Source organism: Pseudoxanthomonas sp. LjRoot143 (assembly GCF_964252945.1).
Classification (GTDB): Bacteria; Pseudomonadota; Gammaproteobacteria; order Xanthomonadales; family Xanthomonadaceae; genus Pseudoxanthomonas_A.
Window position 1 is genome coordinate 3,988,045 of record NZ_CAXUPM020000001.1, and the last position, 15,063, is coordinate 4,003,107.

Genomic DNA, 15,063 nt, shown 5'->3' on the forward strand with positions numbered 1-15,063 from the left:
CGCTTACGGTTTCACCGGCTGGCCGGTGGCATCGCACTTCACATCGCGGCCAAACAGGCGGCCCAGGCGCGACGGTTCTTCCAGGCAACGTGGATCCGGCTTCGGCGGCGCATGCTTCGCGGCATGGGCGGCGGTGCGGGTGCGCTGCAACTCGGCGAGCTTCGCCTTGATCTGCGGCATCGCCGCCAGCGCGGCGCGCTCGCCTTCGAGGATGGCGTTGTTCTTCTGCTCGAAGTCGGCCGGGCCGATGTCGTTGACCTTCGGGCGGATGACGATGTCCGCGCGGGCCAGTTCCTGTTCGCCCAGGCGTTGGCCCATGATGCCGATGGACTGGTTGACGATGCCCAGCATGCTGCCGGGCTTGGTGCCGGGCGCCTTGGTGGAGATGTCCACCGCGATGACGAAGTCCGCGCCCAGCTGGCGCGCGGCGTCCACGGGGACCGGGCTGACCACGCCGCCGTCCACGTAGCTGGCCTTGCCGATCACCACCGGCTCGAACACGCCGGGGATGCTGCTGGACGCGCGCACGGCCTGGCCGGTGTTGCCGCGCACGAACACCGTGCGCTCGCCGGTCTCCAGTTGGGTGGACACGGCGGCGAACGGCTTCTTCAATTGCTGGATCGTGCGCTTGCCGACCAGATCGTTGACGTAGTCCTGCAGCTTCTGGCCCTGCACAAGCCCGCCGGAGAACAGGCGCACGTCGCGGATCTTCGCCTCGTCCAGTGCGAACGCCTGCTTCTGCATCTGGAACGGGTCCATGCCGCTGGCGTACAGCGCGCCGACCACGCTGCCGGCGCTGGTGCCCGAGACGATCTGCGGTTCGATGCCGTTGGCTTCCAGCATCTTGATCACGCCGATGTGCGCGAAGCCCTTGGCCGCACCGCCACCCAGCGCGATGCCGACCTTCGGCTTCGGTGCGGGCGGTACCGTCGCGACGGGGACGGGCGGGGGTGTCGGCTTGACGTTGTCGCCGCCGCATGCGGCCAGCACGAGCAGTGCGGCGAGGGACAGCACGCGGGCAGGAAGGGAGTGCGTCATGGCAGGCAGGGCAGGGGAGAGGCGGGAAGGATACGTAGGTTTACCCAAATGGCGCTGGACTGGCGCAGCGGATCAGGTTTCCGGGCAAGTGGCCGTCGTCGCCGTGTCGGTGATCGGATGCGGCCTGAGCAGCCGCGCCTGCACCAGGGACAACGCCGGCCGCATGTCGTTGAAGAGCTGCTCCCAACCGAAGCCCTCGATGTCGCACTGGTGGGACTCGATGCGCCGAAGCCGCAGCAGGGTCAGGTCTCCGGCTGCCTGGACCTCGAAACGCGCCCACGCTTGTCCACAACTTTCCATCTCGAAGAAGAGCATCAGTTCCCCATTGCTGGCATCGGCATCGCCCTCTTGGGCAAGCACCGTGGCGACCAGCGCGTCGGCGGGAACGGGCGACAGATAGGTCAGGTCGACGTCGCGCCGCGACACGCGGCTGGTGGCGGTGAACGCCAGCAGGGCGACCAGCGCCACCGTCCATCGCACCCAGGCTCGACGGGCTGCGGTGCCCATCCGCCAGGCCCGCCGCAGGAGGGTCAGTGAGGCCGGCAATACGAGCAGTGCCAGCAGATCGGTCGGATCCACCACACGCGTGATGTCGAACCAGGGGCCGGTGTTCCATGCGTCGATGAAAGGCTGCGAGGCCGGTGATTTCCACCATGCGAATGCCAGCGCGACGGCCAGATGGACGAGGACCAGCCGTCGGCCCGCCAGCACGCCGAGAAAGTAGGCGAAGGTGAACACGCCTGCAAAATCCGACAGCTTGCCTGTCACCGCGTTGTGGAATGCCGCCTTGAGCAGGTGGTCGTTGACGACCAACACCACCAGGGCCGATACGAAAGCCGGGTGCAGCAGGGCGTTCAGGCGTGCGTGCAGTGTGGAAGGCGGCATGCGGATCCCCCGGGGTCGACCGGGCGGAGGATAGCGTCCCCTCCGGTCCGCGTCAGACGACGGTGCTGCGCCCGGGGTGCCGCAGGATGGCGCTCGGTCCCCGGACCTGCCGGCGCTCGTGCCGACGTGCCTGAACGTACCCGAGCGGCGGCCTGCGTACGGAGAGCCGACCCCCGATGGGCAACCGCCGTTACCTTCGTCGGAAGCGGGACTTCCGGCCATTGCCCCCCTTGTTGCTGTAATGCAACATTCGCGTGCTAGCGCCCTCGAGCGCCCCGAACCCCACCCACTCGGAAAGCCACCGCCATGTCCCCAGTCCGCCCGGCCGCCCTCCGGCCGCAACGCCTCGCCTTTGCCATCGCCGCGCTGCTGCCCTTCGGCACCGCGTTCGCCCAGGAAGCCGCCACGTCGGCAGAGAAGGAAGCCGCCACGCTCGACACCGTGCAGGTCACCGCACAGCGCAAGGTCGAGAACATCCAGGACGTGCCGGTCTCGATTTCCAGCGTCAGTGCCGAGAAGCTGGACGTGCTGGGCTCCGGGGGCAACGACGTGCGCTTCCTGTCCGGCCGCGTGCCGAGCCTGAACATCGAATCGTCCTACGGTCGCGCTTTCCCGCGCTTCTATATCCGCGGCCTGGGCAACACCGACTTCGACCTCAATGCGTCGCAGCCGGTCTCGCTGATCTACGACGAAGTCGTGCAGGAAAGCCCGCTGCTGAAGGGCTTCCCGGTGTTCGACCTGGAGCGCATCGAGGTGCTGCGCGGTCCCCAGGGCACGCTGTTCGGCCGCAACACCCCGGCTGGCGTGGTGAAGTTCGAATCGGCCAAGCCGACCCGCGAACTGAGCGGCTACGCCCAGCTCGCCTACGGCACCGACAACATGTGGAACTTCGAGGGCGCCGTCGGCGGCCCGCTGAGCGAACGCTGGTCGGCCCGCGTCTCCGCGCTGTATCAGCGCAAGGACGACTGGGTGGACAACACCTACACCGCCGGTACCAGCGACGGCTTCGAAGGCTATGACGAATCCGCCGCGCGCGTGCAGTTCCTGTACGAAGGCGACGGCTTCGAGGCGCTGTTCAACCTGCACAAGCGTCACCTCAACGGCACCGCTCGCCTGTTCCGCGCCAACATCATCGATCCGGGCACCAACAACTTCGTGCCGGGCTTCGACAAGGACAAGGTCTCGGTCGACGGCCAGAACTTCTCGTGGCTGGACACCTGGGGCGGCAGCGCGCGCCTGAGCTGGGACTTCGGCGACCTGAGCCTGTACTCGATCACCGGCTATGAGACCGCGGAATCGCTCAATCGCGGCGACATCGACGGTGGTTACGGTGCGGTGTTCCTGCCGGTCTCTGGCCCGGGCGTGATCCCGTTCGCGTCCGAGTCGGCCGACGGCCTGCCGGACCACAAGCAGGTCACCCAGGAATTCCGCCTGGAGTCCGACTACGCCGGCAATTTCAACTGGCAGGCGGGCGTCTTCTACTTCAAGGAAGACATCACCATCGACAGCTTCAACTACGACTCGCTGGCGCCAGGCAACCCGCGCGCCGGTTATGCCGTACAGGAGCAGGAGAACACCGCGTGGGCCGCGTTCGCCTCCGGTGAGTACGACCTTACTGAAAAGCTGAAGCTGCGTGGCGGCGTGCGTTACACGCAGGACAAGAAGGACTTCAGCGCCAGCGTACTGGAAGCCGCGCCGTTCGGCGCCCCGGTCGGAGGTCCGTACCGCGTCAGCACCGATGTCAACGACGTCAGCTGGGACCTGAGCGCGGTGTATGCGCTCAACGAGGATGTCAACTTCTATGGCCGCGTCGCCAAGGGCTTCCGCGCGCCGTCCATCCAGGGTCGCCTGTTGTTCGCGGCGGCAGGCGCACCGAACGGCGGCGTGTCGACCGCCGATTCGGAAGAAGTGATCTCCTACGAAGTGGGCGTCAAGGCCGACCTGTGGGACAAGCGCGCACGCCTGGGCTTCAACGTGTTCCGTTACAACGTCGACGACCAGCAGATCATCGCCGTTGGCGGCGGCTCCAACATCGCCACCCTGCTCAACGCCGACAAGAGCGTGGGCCAGGGCTTCGAGCTGGACCTGGAGGCCTATCTGACCGACAGCCTGCTGGTCACGCTGGGCAGCAGCTACAACGACACCGAGATCAAGGACGCCAACCTCACCGTGCCGGGTTGCGGCGGTGGTTGCACCGTCACCGATCCGCTCACGCCGGCCGGCTACTCGATCGACGGCAACCCGCTGCCCCAGGCGCCGAAGTGGGTGCACAACCTGACCGCGCGTTACGGCGTCGGCATGGGCGATGGCGCCGAGCTGTACATCTACACCGACTGGGCCTACCGCAGCGAAGTGAACTTCTTCCTGTACGAGTCGCCGGAATTCCGCGGCAAGTCGTCGCTGGAAGGCGGCCTGCGCATCGGCTACGCGTGGAACTACGGTGACTACGAGGTGGCGCTGTTCGGCCGCAACATCACCGACCAGACGCGCGTTGTCGGTGGCATCGACTTCAACAACCTGACCGGCTTCATCAACGAGCCGCGCACGGTGGGCGTGGAGTTCAGCGCGAAGTTCTGATCCATCGGGTTCCTTCCCAGGAGCCCTGCGTCAGTGAAAGGCGTCACCCCCGCGGGTGGCGCCTTTTTTCATGGGTCGTACAGACCGTCGCGCAGCGCGTCGAGCAGGGTGCCGTCGTCCTGGCGGTGTTCCCAGTACATCACGCCGCCTAGGCCACGCTCGCGCACGTAGGCGGCTTTCGCACGCAGTGCTTCCGGACTTTCGTACGTGACGAAGCTCGCTTCCGCGTCGTTCCACAGCCACGCTGCCTGCGCCTCCTGATCCCAGTGGCGTACGTAGCCGTTGCGGCCGATGTAATCCGCCTGCAGTTCGCGCCACGACAGGAACGCGGCATGCTCGCCGTAGGCCTGGTGCAGGCCGTGGTCCGCGCGCCGTACGCCTACGAACTTGCGACCATAGAACGCTGCGCCGACATTGAGCTTGGCGGGTGGCACGCCACCGGCGAGGAATTCGTCCACGGCCGCCATCGTCGTGCGCGCATCCGCCGATGCAGACGCGGATTTCCCGAGCGCCGCGTGATGACCCGTGACCGGCGTCAGGCTGCCGAAGAAGTCGTAGGTCATCAGGTTGATCCAGTCCAGCAGCGGCACGATGCGCGGCAGGTCGAGGCCGCGCGCCGCCTCGCCGTCCGCTGCAGCGATGGTCAGGAGGTAATGGCGGCCATCGGCCTTGCCCAGGGCATCGAGCCGGTCGCGCACGGCCTGCAGCATCCGCGTGAAATTGTCGCGATCCGCGGGGCTGTGGCTGATGCCGGGGCCGGGCAGGGTGGGGTACTCCCAGTCGATGTCGATGCCGTCCAGCCGGTGCTGCACGACCAGCCGCACGGCGCTTTCGGCGAATGCGGTACGTGCGGCATCGCTCGCCGCGGCTTCCGAGAAGTTGCCCGATCCCCAGCCACCTACCGATAGCAACAGCTTGAGATCGGGATTGTCCGTCTTCAGCGCATTGAGGCCGACGAGCGCGGTGGTTGCGGTGTCGCTGCGCAGGAAGATTTCATGGGCGTCATCGACGTGCGCAAACGCGAAATTGATCGCATCCAGCTTGCGCGCCTCGATGGGCGGCAGTGTCGCACCGTCCATCACGTAGCCGATCACGATGGGGCGATGCGCCGGTGTTTCGGCAAGGCTCGCGAACGGCGACAGCGCGATCAGTGCCAGCAGGCAGAGGGCGAAGCGGGGCACGGGCACTCCACGGTCGTCGCCACGCGGGCGGGGCCGTCACTATAGCCGCGCGTTCACTCCGTCTTGCGCGGCGGACCTTCTTCCGGCGGGCGACTGGTGAAGTGCAGCACCACGCCGCGCTGCTCTTCTTCCGGATGCTCCGGGCGCACCCACAGCAGCGGGACTTCGCGGGGCGCGGGCAGTTCGAGTTCGTCGTCGCCACGCGCGGCGGCTTCCTCTTCCTCGATTTCCCAGCTGTACTTCTTGCGCGGCAGTTCGGGATCGAGGCGACGGAACAGGAACGCGGCGATCAGTCCCGCCACCGCGCCCCCCAGGTGCGCCTGCCACGACACGCCGGCCTCACGCGGCAGGATGGTCAGCACCATGCCGCCGTAGAACAGGAACGCGATCATGCCGGCTGCGATCGCCGCGCGGTCGCGACGCAGCAGGCCGAGCATGAAGATCATGAACATCAGGCCATGCGTCAGGCCGCTGGCCCCCAGCGTATGCGTGCCGGGATCGGCCAGCAGCCACGGGCCCAGGCCGGAACCCAGCCAGACCAGCGGAATCGCCCACAGCGTCGCGCGCGGATAGACCGCGCCGGCCAGCGTGCCGAGGATCAGCAGCGCGGAGGCGTTGGCTGCGATGTGTTCCAGCGAGCCGTGCAGCAGCGGCGCGGTGAGGATGCCGAGCAGGCCTTCCACCGACAGCGGCATGATGGTGAACGCGCGGACGTCGAAGCTGTTCTGCGCCGAATACACCATCGCCAGCACCAGCACGAAGGCCAGGCTCAGGTTCAGCGCGCGCAGGATGCGCTTGCGGTCGTAGCGCTGCTGGGTTTCCGGATCGAACGCCGGATCGTCGGGATGCAGGTCCATGGTCCAGTTCTGGCGGCGGCCCCGGCGATTGCAAGGCCGGGCCAGGATGGACAGACCATCCCGCGGGCGGGATGGTCTGCCGGTGCCGCGTCAGGCCGCCGGTTCGGTCTTCTGCGGCCGCGCCAGGCTCAGCGCGACGGTCACCGCCAGGATCGCCGCCACCGTACCCAGCGCCCACGGCACCGGGATCTTGTAGATGTCGATCAGCAGCATCTTGATGCCGATGAAGCCCAGCACCACCGCCAGACCGTACGGCAGCAGGTGGAAGCGGTCGGCCATGCCGGCCAGCAGGAAGAACATCGCGCGCAGGCCCAGCACCGCGAACACGTTCGAGGTCAGCACGATGAACGGGTCCGAGGTGATCGCGAAGATCGCCGGGATGCTGTCGACCGCGAAGATCACGTCGGTCACGCCGATCAGCACCAGCACCACGAACAGCGGGGTGAACCAACGCACGCCGTTCTCGCGCACGCTGAGCGCCGCACCGCGATAGCCATCGGTCAGCTTCAGGTGTCCGCGCATCCAGCGCAGTGCGGGGTTCTTCTCCAGGTCCGGTTCCTTGCCGGCGGCGAACCACATCTTGATGCCGGTCAGCAGCAGGAACGCACCGAAGAGATAGAGCAGCCAGTGGAACTTCGCCAGCAGCGCCGCGCCTGCGAAGATCAGGATGCTGCGCAGGACGATCGCGCCCAGGATGCCGATCACCAGCACGCGTTGGCGCTGTTCCTCGGGCACCGCGAAGTAGGTCATCACCATCAGGAAGACGAAGATGTTGTCGACCGCCAGCGCTTTCTCGACCAGATAGCCGGTCAGGAATTCCAGGCCCACGCGATTGGCCTCGACCAGGCCGGCGGTTTCGTTGACGTACCACCACAGGCCGCCGTTGAAGGCCATCGCCAGCGCGACCCAGCCCAGGCTCCACCACATCGCTTCCTTGAACGTGACCTTGTGCGGCCCGCCGTGGCGCATCAGCACCAGGTCGACCAGCAGCGCGACCACGACCAGGCCGCCGAAGCCGGCCCACAACCAGGGGTTACCAATCGTTTCCATGAGATTCCCGAAAAAAGTGGAGGACGGCCGCGGGCGCGGACATCTCGGGAACCGGGAAACGGGGATCCAGGGTATGCCTTCGCCATCGCGGCGAAGGTCTCGCTCACAGCCCGGTGGGCTGCCGTGGGACCGGAGCATCGCTGCTCGAAATGACGGCCGGCACGTTGGGAGCTACTCCCCTTCTGCGGCGAATTGTCCGGATGGCGCCCGGCACGGTCAACCGCGCGGGTAAAATGCGTTCATGAACACGCCCAACCCGACCGTACGCCTGAAGAACGCCTGGCGTTCCAGCCACCCGTGGATCTTCCAGAAACTGGTCGAAAAGCCCGCCCAGAAGCCCAAGCCCGGCAGCCTCGTCGAGGTGGTCGGGGTGGACGGGGAGTGGATCGGCCGCGGCTTCTACAACGGCCATTCGCGCATCGCCGTGCGCATCCTGGAGACGCATCCCGACATCCCGGTCGACGCCGGCTGGTTCTCGCGCAAGATCGCGGCCGCCGTCTCGCTGCGCCGCGACGTGCTGAAGCTGGACGCGACCACCGACGCCTGGCGCGTGGTGCATGCCGAAGGCGACGGCCTGTCGGGCCTGGTCGTGGACCGTTACGGCGACCTGATCGTGGTCGAGTTCTTCGCCGCCGGCATGTTCCGCCACCGCGAATGGATCTACGAGGCACTGCGCGAGCAGTTCCCCGGCTGCCGTTTCCACAGCTTCGCCGACGAACATGTGCAGAAGCAGGAGAGCTTCGAGTTCCACGGCAACACGACCACCGAAGCGGCCGTCATCACCGAGTACGGCGTGAAGTTCCGCGCCGATCCGGCCGGCGCGCACAAGACCGGCTTCTTCGCCGACCAGCGCGAGAACCGCGAATGGCTCAGCCGGCAGGTCGAAGGCAAGAGCGTGCTCGACCTGTGCTGCAACACCGGCGGTTTCGCGGTGTATGCGGCGGCGCGCGGGGCATCCGAGGTCATCGGCGTGGACATCGACCAGGACGTCATCCAGATCGCCAAGGGCAACGCCAAGCTCAACAACGCGCGGCCGAAGTTCGTGCAGGCCGACATCTTCCCGTACCTGCGCGACGCGGCGAACCGCGGCGAGCAGTACGACGTGGTGATCCTCGACCCCGCCAAGATGACGCGCGACCGCGAGCAGGTGATCGCCGCGCTCAAGAAGTACCTCGACATGAACAAGCTGGCGCTGGGCGTGGTGAAGCCGGGCGGCCTGTTCGCGACGTTCTCGTGCACCGGCCTGGTCAGCGAGGAGCAGTTCCTCGACATGCTGCGCCGCGCGGCGTACTTCTCCGGCCGCACCATCCAGATCCTGAAAGTCGCCGGTGCCGGTCCCGATCATCCGTTCATGGCGCACGTGCAGGAATCGCGCTACCTGAAGGCGGTGTTCTGCCGCGTGGTCGACTGACGATGCAGCATGCGCACGGCCTGCGGATCGTTCCGGTCCTGCTTGCCGCGCTACTGGCCGGTTGTGCATCCACGCCGGCCACGCCCTGGCAATCGCTCGTCGACGCATCGCAATGGCGCAGTGTCGGCGGAGCCGCGCTGGATCCGCGCTGGCAGGTCCGCGACGGCGAACTCGCGCTGACCGAAGCCGGTGGCGGCGACATCCTCAGCGTCGGCACGTACGGCGATTTCGAGCTGGAACTGGAATGGCGGCTGCCGGTCGGTGGCAACAGCGGCCTGTTCTATCGCGCGGTCGATGCCTCGCCCATCTGGGCGCGTGCGGTGGAGTACCAGCTGCTCGACGACCGCGAAGCCGAGGACCGCATCGTGCCGAGCCACCGTGCCGGTGCCGTGTACGATCTCATCGCACCTGCACGCGATGTGCTGCGTCCCATCGGCGAGTACAACCAGGCGCGCATCGTGGCCTGCGGTCCGCGTGTGGAGCACTGGCTCAATGGCGTGCGTGTCGCTGCGTACGACACGGAGAGCGAGGAATGGCGCCGGCGCGTGGCCATCAGCAAATTCGCCGGGCAGGCGGAGTTCGCCAAGGCGCGTCACGGGCACCTTGGCTTGCAGGACCATGGCAACGCCGTATACCTGCGCAAGATGCGTATCCGCGCGCTGGACCCGAACTGCTCGTAGGTTCTGCTGTGGGAGCGACGTAAGTCGCGATGACACTGTGCAGCGATCTGCCATCGCGACTTACGTCGCTCCCACAGGCAGAATCCACGGGCAGGACCCACAGAAAAGGCGGGCCGAGGCCCGCCTTTTTCACTCACGACGCGAGACGCTCAACCCTCCGGCGACAACTCGATGCAGTCGAACTGCACGTCGGGGTTCACGTCGGCGTCGTAGTCCACGTCGCTGCGCTCGAAGCCGAACAGCTTCAGGAACTCGTGCTTGTAGTTGGCGTAGTCGGTCAACTGGAACAGGTTCTCGCTGGTGACCTGCGGCCACAGCGCCTTGGCCTGGTCCTGCACTTCGGGCTTCAGTTCCCAGTCGTCCAGGCGCAGGCGGTTCTCGTCGTCGGTCTCGGCCGGCGCACCGTCGGCGCGGTACATGCGGTCGCGGAACAGGCGGTCGAGCTGCTCGATGGTGCCTTCGTGCAGGCCGAGTTCCTTCATCACCTTGAACACGATGCTGATGTACAGCGGCATCACCGGGATCGCGGAGCTGGCCTGCGTCACCACCGACTTCAGCACGGCGACGTTGGCGGTGCCGCCGGTCTTCTTCAGTCGCTTGTCCAGGCGCTGCGCGGTCTGGTCCAGGTCGACCTTGGCGCGGCCGAGCGCGCCGTGCCAGTAGATCGGCCAGGTGATGTCGGTGCCGATGTAGCTGAAGGCCACCGTGCGTGCGCCGTCGGCCAGCACGCCGGCGGTGGCCAGCGCATCGATCCACAGTTCCCAGTCCTGGCCGCCCATCACGGTGACCGTGTCTTCGATCTCCTGCTCGGTGGCCGGTTCGATCGTCGCGTGGGTGATGACGTCCTTGTTGGTGTCGACGGCGGTGGACGTATACGGCGCGCCGATCGGCTTCAGCGCGGAGCGCTTCACTTCGCCGGTCGAGGGCAGCTTGCGCACCGGCGAGGCCAGCGAATAGATCACCAGGTCGACCTGGCCGCCCATCTCTTCCTTGATCAGCTCGATGACCTTGGCGCGCGCCTCGTCGGAGAAGGCATCCCCGTTGATCGAGCGACTGTACAGGCCCGCTTCCTTCGCGACCTTGTCGAAGGCGGCGGAGTTGTACCAGCCGGCGGTGCCCGCCTTCTTCTCGTTGCCGGGCTTCTCGAAGAACACGCCCAGCGTGTCCGCGCCGAACCCGAACGCCGCGCTGATGCGCGCTGCCAGGCCGTAACCGCTGGACGCACCGATCACCAGCACCTTCTTCGGTCCGTCGTTGCGCACGCCCTGCGCGCGCGTCGCCGCGATCTGGTCGCGCACGTTGAGCTCGCAGCCGAGCGGATGGGTGGTGGTGCAGATGAAGCCGCGGACTTTGGGATGGATGATCAACGTCGTAACCCGGGGGATGGTGTGCCTGCGCGGCATCTTAGTGCCGCGGGCGCCGGGAATGAAGCGCCGACGCTGCACACGCCTGCGTATGGCGTGCGGCTGTCGAGGATGCGTGGGCAAAGAAAAAGCGGGCCGAGGCCCGCTTTCCCGAGATAAGGATCTCTCGACGCGCTTACGCGTCGCCGCCCTTCGCCAGCATGCTGTTGCGGCGACTGTAGGCGAGGTAGACGACCACGCCGACCACGTTCCAGATCAGGAACCACAGCTGCGTGCGGTGCGGCAGGCTCCAGAACAGGTACAGGCAGCCGAGGATCGCGACCGGACCGACCACCCACGCCAGCGGCGTGCGGAATACGCGTGGCCGGTTCGGTTCGCGCGTGCGCAGCACCAGCAGGCAGACGCCCACGGCGACGAACGCGGCCAGTGTGCCGGCATTGGCGAGCGCGGCGATCTCGTCCAGGCGCGCCACGCCGGCCAGCGCCGCGACCAGCACGGCGGTGAACACGGTGATCGCCACCGGCGTGCCGGTGCGCGGATTGACCTTCGACAGGCCGCGCGGCAGCAGGCCGTCGCGCGACATCACGAAGAAGATGCGGCTCTGGCCGTAGAAGAACGCCAGCAGCACGGTCGGCAGCGCGACGATCGCCACGATGCCGATCACCAGCGCGGCGGTGCCATGGCCGAGTTCACGCATGATCAGCGCCAGCGGTTCTGCGCTCTGGCCGAAGACGGTGTAGCTCAGCGCGCCGACCGCGGCCACCGCGACCACCAGGTAGATCAGCGTGCAGCCGACCATCGAGCCGATGATGCCGATGGACAGGTCGCGCCCGGGGTTCTTGGTTTCTTCGGCCGCGGTGGAGATCGCATCGAAGCCGTAGAAGGCGAAGAAGATGATCGCCGCCGCCGCCATCACGCCGCGCTCGACGCCATCCGCTCCGATCGACTTCGGGAAGCCGTACGGCATGAACGGCTGCAGGTTGTCCGGATTGAACGCGGGCAGTGCGACCGCGATGAACACCGCCAGCGCGATCAGCTTGAACACCACCAGGATCGCGTTGAGCGTGGCGCTCTCGCGCGTGCCGGCGATCAGCAGGCCGGCGACGGCGAAGGTGATGACGATGGCGGGCAGGTTGATGACGCCGCCCGCATGCGGTCCGGCGGACAGCGCGGCGGGCAGGGTGACGTTCCAGCCGAAGTTCTGCTGCATCCATTCGAGGAAGCCGACGAAGTAGCCGGACCACCCCACGGCCACTGTGCTGACCACCAGCGAGTATTCGAGGATCAGGCTCCAGCCCACGATCCAGGCGATGGACTCGCCCAGCACACCGTAGCTGTACGTATAGGCGCTGCCGGCGGCCGGCATCATCGTCGACAGCTCGGCATAGGCCAGCGCGGCGCAGGCGCAGACCACGCCTGCGACCACGAACGAGATCAGCACCGCAGGCCCCGCCTTCTCGGCGCCCACGCCGATCAGCGTGTAGATGCCGGTGCCGACGATCGCGCCGATGCCCAGCGCCACCAGGTGCGGCCAGCTCAGCGTGGGGACCAGTCGCCGGCCTTCTTCGTGCTCGGTGATCCGGTCGATGGATTTGCGCCGTAGCCAGGTCATGGGAACTCCTCGGGGTGCGTCAACGGGACAGCGCGCGGGCGGGTGCGCCAGCGCAAACGGGATGGGGCGAAAGATCCGCGGCGTGTCGCCCGCGACCGCCCGCAGCCTAAGCGGCCCGGGCCGGCGCTGGCAATCGGCGGCGCACCACGCGCGGGTGGCGAGGCTCAGAGATACGACGGTCGCGCGGGGTCGAACACCGGCGGGTAGCGGTGCACGTCGAGCAGGTCGAGGAACACGTCCAATCCTTCGTCCGAACGCACCAGGTCGTACTCGGCATCCGACAGCAGGTGCACCACCAGCGCTTCCACCCCATGGCCCTGCAGGTGCAGGTTGTCGAACAGGTGCCGGTCGCCGGCCAGCGCCGGCGGCAGCAGCAGGAAGGTCGAGAACGGCGAGGCGTCCAGCGGTGGCGTGGACATCGGCACGGTATGGCCGTAGCCCAGCCAGCTGTCCTCGGCGAAGGGCAGCTTCGCCAGCCAGCGCAGCCGTTCGATGAAGGCCGGATGCGGTTCGCGCACGTACCAGAACAGCTCTCGCGCCGCCGATTCGTCGCCGTCGTAGCCGCGCGGCAAGGTCATCAGCCGGTCGCTCATGCCGCAGGTCGCCAGCACGTAACCCGGCCTGTCGTCGCCGGGAAAGGTGCGGGCATAGACATGGACATCGACGCGGTGGCGACGGTCGTCGTCGTGGTCCACGCGGATGGGTTCGCCCAGCGCATCGCGCAACGCCGCCGCACGCGCGGCCGCGAGCGCGGGCAGCGGATCGGGCGCGGCGCCCATCAGCGTGCGGAGACGTTGCAGCAAGCCGGCTTTCCCCAGGCGGTCAGTGCGCCGCGACTGTGCGCCGGGCGGAAGCCGAGGGTCAAGGCGCATGTGCGCATCCGTGACGCTGCGCGCGCTTCCGTTGCGAGGCGGTTCGCGCTGCCGCCGGCGCAGGCCGTGAGACGCCAGCGGCTACACTGTCCGCATGGATTCCCAGACCCTGCTCATTCTCCTGCTGGTCCTCGTGGCCGTGGCCGTCGTCCTGCTGGCGGTGCTGGTGCTGCGCCGCCCGGAGGCGCGCATCGGCGACCTGCTGGAGCGCGCGCTGCGCGACGAACAGCGCGAGGGCCGTAGCGAGTTGCGCGAGCAGCTGGAAGGCCTGTCGCGCGCGCAGGAAGTACGCATCGACGGCTTCGCCCGCAATCTCGCCGACCTGAGCACGCGCACCGACCAGCGCCTGGATGTGCTGCGCGACACGCTGAGCGAGGACGCACGCAAGGGCCGGCTGGAGGCGTCCGAATCGCAGCAACGCTTCGCCGACACACTCGGCCAGCGGCTCAACGAGCTGACCCAGCGCAATGAACAACGCATCGGCGAGATGCGCACCACGCTGGAAGGCCGCCTGAAGGAGCTGCAGGCCGACAACGCGCAGAAGCTGGAACAGATGCGCGCCACCGTGGACGAGAAGTTGCAGACTACGCTGGAAGCGCGGCTGGGTGCGTCGTTCAAGCTGGTGTCCGAGCGGTTGGAACAGGTGCAGCGCGGCTTGGGAGAGATGCAGCAGCTCGCCACCGGCGTCGGCGACCTCAAGCGCGTGCTGACCAATGTCAAGAACCGTGGCGGCTGGGGCGAAGTGCAGCTGGAAAGCATCCTCGAGCAGACCCTGACCCAGGAGCAGTACGGCCGCAGCGTGAAGGTGCGCCCGGACAGTGGCGAGATGGTGGATTTCGCAGTGCGCCTGCCCGGCCGCAGTCCCGATGACGTGCCGGTCTGGCTGCCGATCGATTCCAAGTTCCCCAGCGAGGACTACGAACGCCTGATCGATGCGCAGGAGCAGGGCGACGCCGAGGGCGTGCGCCAGCAGGGGGCGCAGCTGGAGCGCGCGATCCGCATCCAGGCCAAGTCGATCAGCGACAAGTACGTCGTGCCGCCGCATACCACCGACTTCGCGGTGATGTTCCTGCCCACCGAAGGCCTGTATGCCGAGGTGATCCGTCGTCCCGGGCTGGTCGACCTGCTGCAGCGCGAACACCGCATCGTCGTCGCGGGGCCAACCACGGTCACCGCGCTGCTCAACAGCCTGCAGATGGGCTTCCGCACGCTGGCCATCGAACGGCGCTCCAGCGAAGTGTGGGTGTTGCTGGGCGCGGTGAAGAGCGAGTTCGGCAAGTTCGCCGGCATCCTGGAAAAGGCCGAGAAGCAGATCAGCACCGTCGGCCGCAGCCTGGGCGAAGCCAGCCGCAAGACCCGCACCATCGAGCGGCGGTTGCGTGGCGTGGAATCGCTGGGAGGCGAACAGACCCGGCAGCTGCTCGGCGATATCGGGCTGGATGGCGGCGATGAAGACGAGACGGACACCGACGCCGAATAGGGGTGTCGTGTCCACGGTGGTGGCCTACCATCTTTCCTTCAGTCTTCCCCCAGGAA

Annotated in this window: 12 protein-coding genes; 4 read left to right on the plus strand and 8 right to left on the minus strand. The window is 67.3% G+C overall.

The window, feature by feature from the left end; translation table 11 throughout:
• Window positions 1-3: 3 nt before the first annotated feature.
• Window positions 4-1,038 (minus strand): patatin-like phospholipase family protein, encoded by a 1,035-nt coding sequence (locus ACSQ1W_RS19135; protein WP_436045463.1) that lies wholly within the window; start codon window positions 1,036-1,038, stop codon window positions 4-6.
• Window positions 1,039-1,110: 72 nt separating this feature from the next.
• Window positions 1,111-1,923, minus strand: a complete 813-nt coding sequence (locus ACSQ1W_RS19140) for a hypothetical protein (protein ID WP_436045464.1) — start codon at window positions 1,921-1,923, stop codon at window positions 1,111-1,113.
• Window positions 1,924-2,229: 306 nt separating this feature from the next.
• Between ACSQ1W_RS19140 and ACSQ1W_RS19145 the strand changes: the two genes are divergently transcribed.
• The gene (locus ACSQ1W_RS19145) at window positions 2,230-4,500 is read left to right on the plus strand and encodes a TonB-dependent receptor (RefSeq protein WP_436045466.1); all 2,271 of its coding nucleotides are present in this window, start codon (window positions 2,230-2,232) and stop codon (window positions 4,498-4,500) included.
• A gap of 68 nt (window positions 4,501-4,568) precedes the next feature.
• Here the strand turns inward: ACSQ1W_RS19145 and ACSQ1W_RS19150 are convergent, their stop codons facing one another.
• The 3 genes from ACSQ1W_RS19150 to ACSQ1W_RS19160 form a co-directional block, all read right to left on the minus strand.
• Window positions 4,569-5,681 carry a glycoside hydrolase family 18 protein gene (locus ACSQ1W_RS19150; RefSeq protein WP_436045468.1) on the minus strand — a complete coding sequence of 371 codons (1,113 nt, stop codon included), beginning with the start codon at window positions 5,679-5,681 and terminating at the stop codon, window positions 4,569-4,571.
• 53 nt (window positions 5,682-5,734) lie between these two features.
• Complete coding sequence (locus ACSQ1W_RS19155; protein ID WP_436045470.1) at window positions 5,735-6,538, minus strand: rhomboid family intramembrane serine protease; 804 nt, start codon at window positions 6,536-6,538, stop codon at window positions 5,735-5,737.
• A gap of 90 nt (window positions 6,539-6,628) precedes the next feature.
• Complete coding sequence (locus ACSQ1W_RS19160) at window positions 6,629-7,588, minus strand: TerC family protein (RefSeq protein WP_436045472.1); 960 nt, start codon at window positions 7,586-7,588, stop codon at window positions 6,629-6,631.
• 241 nt (window positions 7,589-7,829) lie between these two features.
• On the opposite strand from ACSQ1W_RS19160, the gene ACSQ1W_RS19165 reads away from it, so the two are divergent.
• Window positions 7,830-8,999: a class I SAM-dependent rRNA methyltransferase gene (locus ACSQ1W_RS19165; protein WP_436045474.1), complete on the plus strand. Its 1,170-nt coding sequence runs from the start codon at window positions 7,830-7,832 to the stop codon at window positions 8,997-8,999.
• 2 nt (window positions 9,000-9,001) lie between these two features.
• Window positions 9,002-9,679 (plus strand): 3-keto-disaccharide hydrolase, encoded by a 678-nt coding sequence (locus ACSQ1W_RS19170; protein WP_436045476.1) that lies wholly within the window; start codon window positions 9,002-9,004, stop codon window positions 9,677-9,679.
• 149 nt (window positions 9,680-9,828) lie between these two features.
• Here the strand turns inward: ACSQ1W_RS19170 and fabV are convergent, their stop codons facing one another.
• From fabV to ACSQ1W_RS19185, 3 genes are all read right to left on the minus strand, one after another.
• The gene (fabV, locus tag ACSQ1W_RS19175) at window positions 9,829-11,046 is read right to left on the minus strand and encodes an enoyl-ACP reductase FabV (protein ID WP_436045478.1); all 1,218 of its coding nucleotides are present in this window, start codon (window positions 11,044-11,046) and stop codon (window positions 9,829-9,831) included.
• 172 nt (window positions 11,047-11,218) lie between these two features.
• Window positions 11,219-12,655, minus strand: a complete 1,437-nt coding sequence (locus tag ACSQ1W_RS19180) for an amino acid permease (protein WP_436045480.1) — start codon at window positions 12,653-12,655, stop codon at window positions 11,219-11,221.
• Between the two features lie 164 nt (window positions 12,656-12,819).
• Complete coding sequence (locus tag ACSQ1W_RS19185) at window positions 12,820-13,458, minus strand: suppressor of fused domain protein (protein WP_436045482.1); 639 nt, start codon at window positions 13,456-13,458, stop codon at window positions 12,820-12,822.
• A 163-nt stretch (window positions 13,459-13,621) separates the two neighbouring features.
• On the opposite strand from ACSQ1W_RS19185, the gene rmuC reads away from it, so the two are divergent.
• Window positions 13,622-15,007 carry a DNA recombination protein RmuC gene (gene rmuC, locus ACSQ1W_RS19190; protein WP_436045484.1) on the plus strand — a complete coding sequence of 462 codons (1,386 nt, stop codon included), beginning with the start codon at window positions 13,622-13,624 and terminating at the stop codon, window positions 15,005-15,007.
• Window positions 15,008-15,063: the final 56 nt, after the last annotated feature.

Coding starts and splice junctions, on each gene's coding strand:
- ACSQ1W_RS19135 (WP_436045463.1), bottom strand. CDS start 1,038: ATGACGCACTCCCTTCCTGCCCGCGTGCTGTCCCTCGCCGCACTGCTC.
- rmuC (WP_436045484.1), top strand. CDS start 13,622: ATGGATTCCCAGACCCTGCTCATTCTCCTGCTGGTCCTCGTGGCCGTG.
- ACSQ1W_RS19170 (WP_436045476.1), top strand. CDS start 9,002: ATGCAGCATGCGCACGGCCTGCGGATCGTTCCGGTCCTGCTTGCCGCG.
- ACSQ1W_RS19140 (WP_436045464.1), bottom strand. CDS start 1,923: ATGCCGCCTTCCACACTGCACGCACGCCTGAACGCCCTGCTGCACCCG.
- ACSQ1W_RS19155 (WP_436045470.1), bottom strand. CDS start 6,538: ATGGACCTGCATCCCGACGATCCGGCGTTCGATCCGGAAACCCAGCAG.
- ACSQ1W_RS19165 (WP_436045474.1), top strand. CDS start 7,830: ATGAACACGCCCAACCCGACCGTACGCCTGAAGAACGCCTGGCGTTCC.
- ACSQ1W_RS19145 (WP_436045466.1), top strand. CDS start 2,230: ATGTCCCCAGTCCGCCCGGCCGCCCTCCGGCCGCAACGCCTCGCCTTT.
- ACSQ1W_RS19180 (WP_436045480.1), bottom strand. CDS start 12,655: ATGACCTGGCTACGGCGCAAATCCATCGACCGGATCACCGAGCACGAA.
- ACSQ1W_RS19160 (WP_436045472.1), bottom strand. CDS start 7,588: ATGGAAACGATTGGTAACCCCTGGTTGTGGGCCGGCTTCGGCGGCCTG.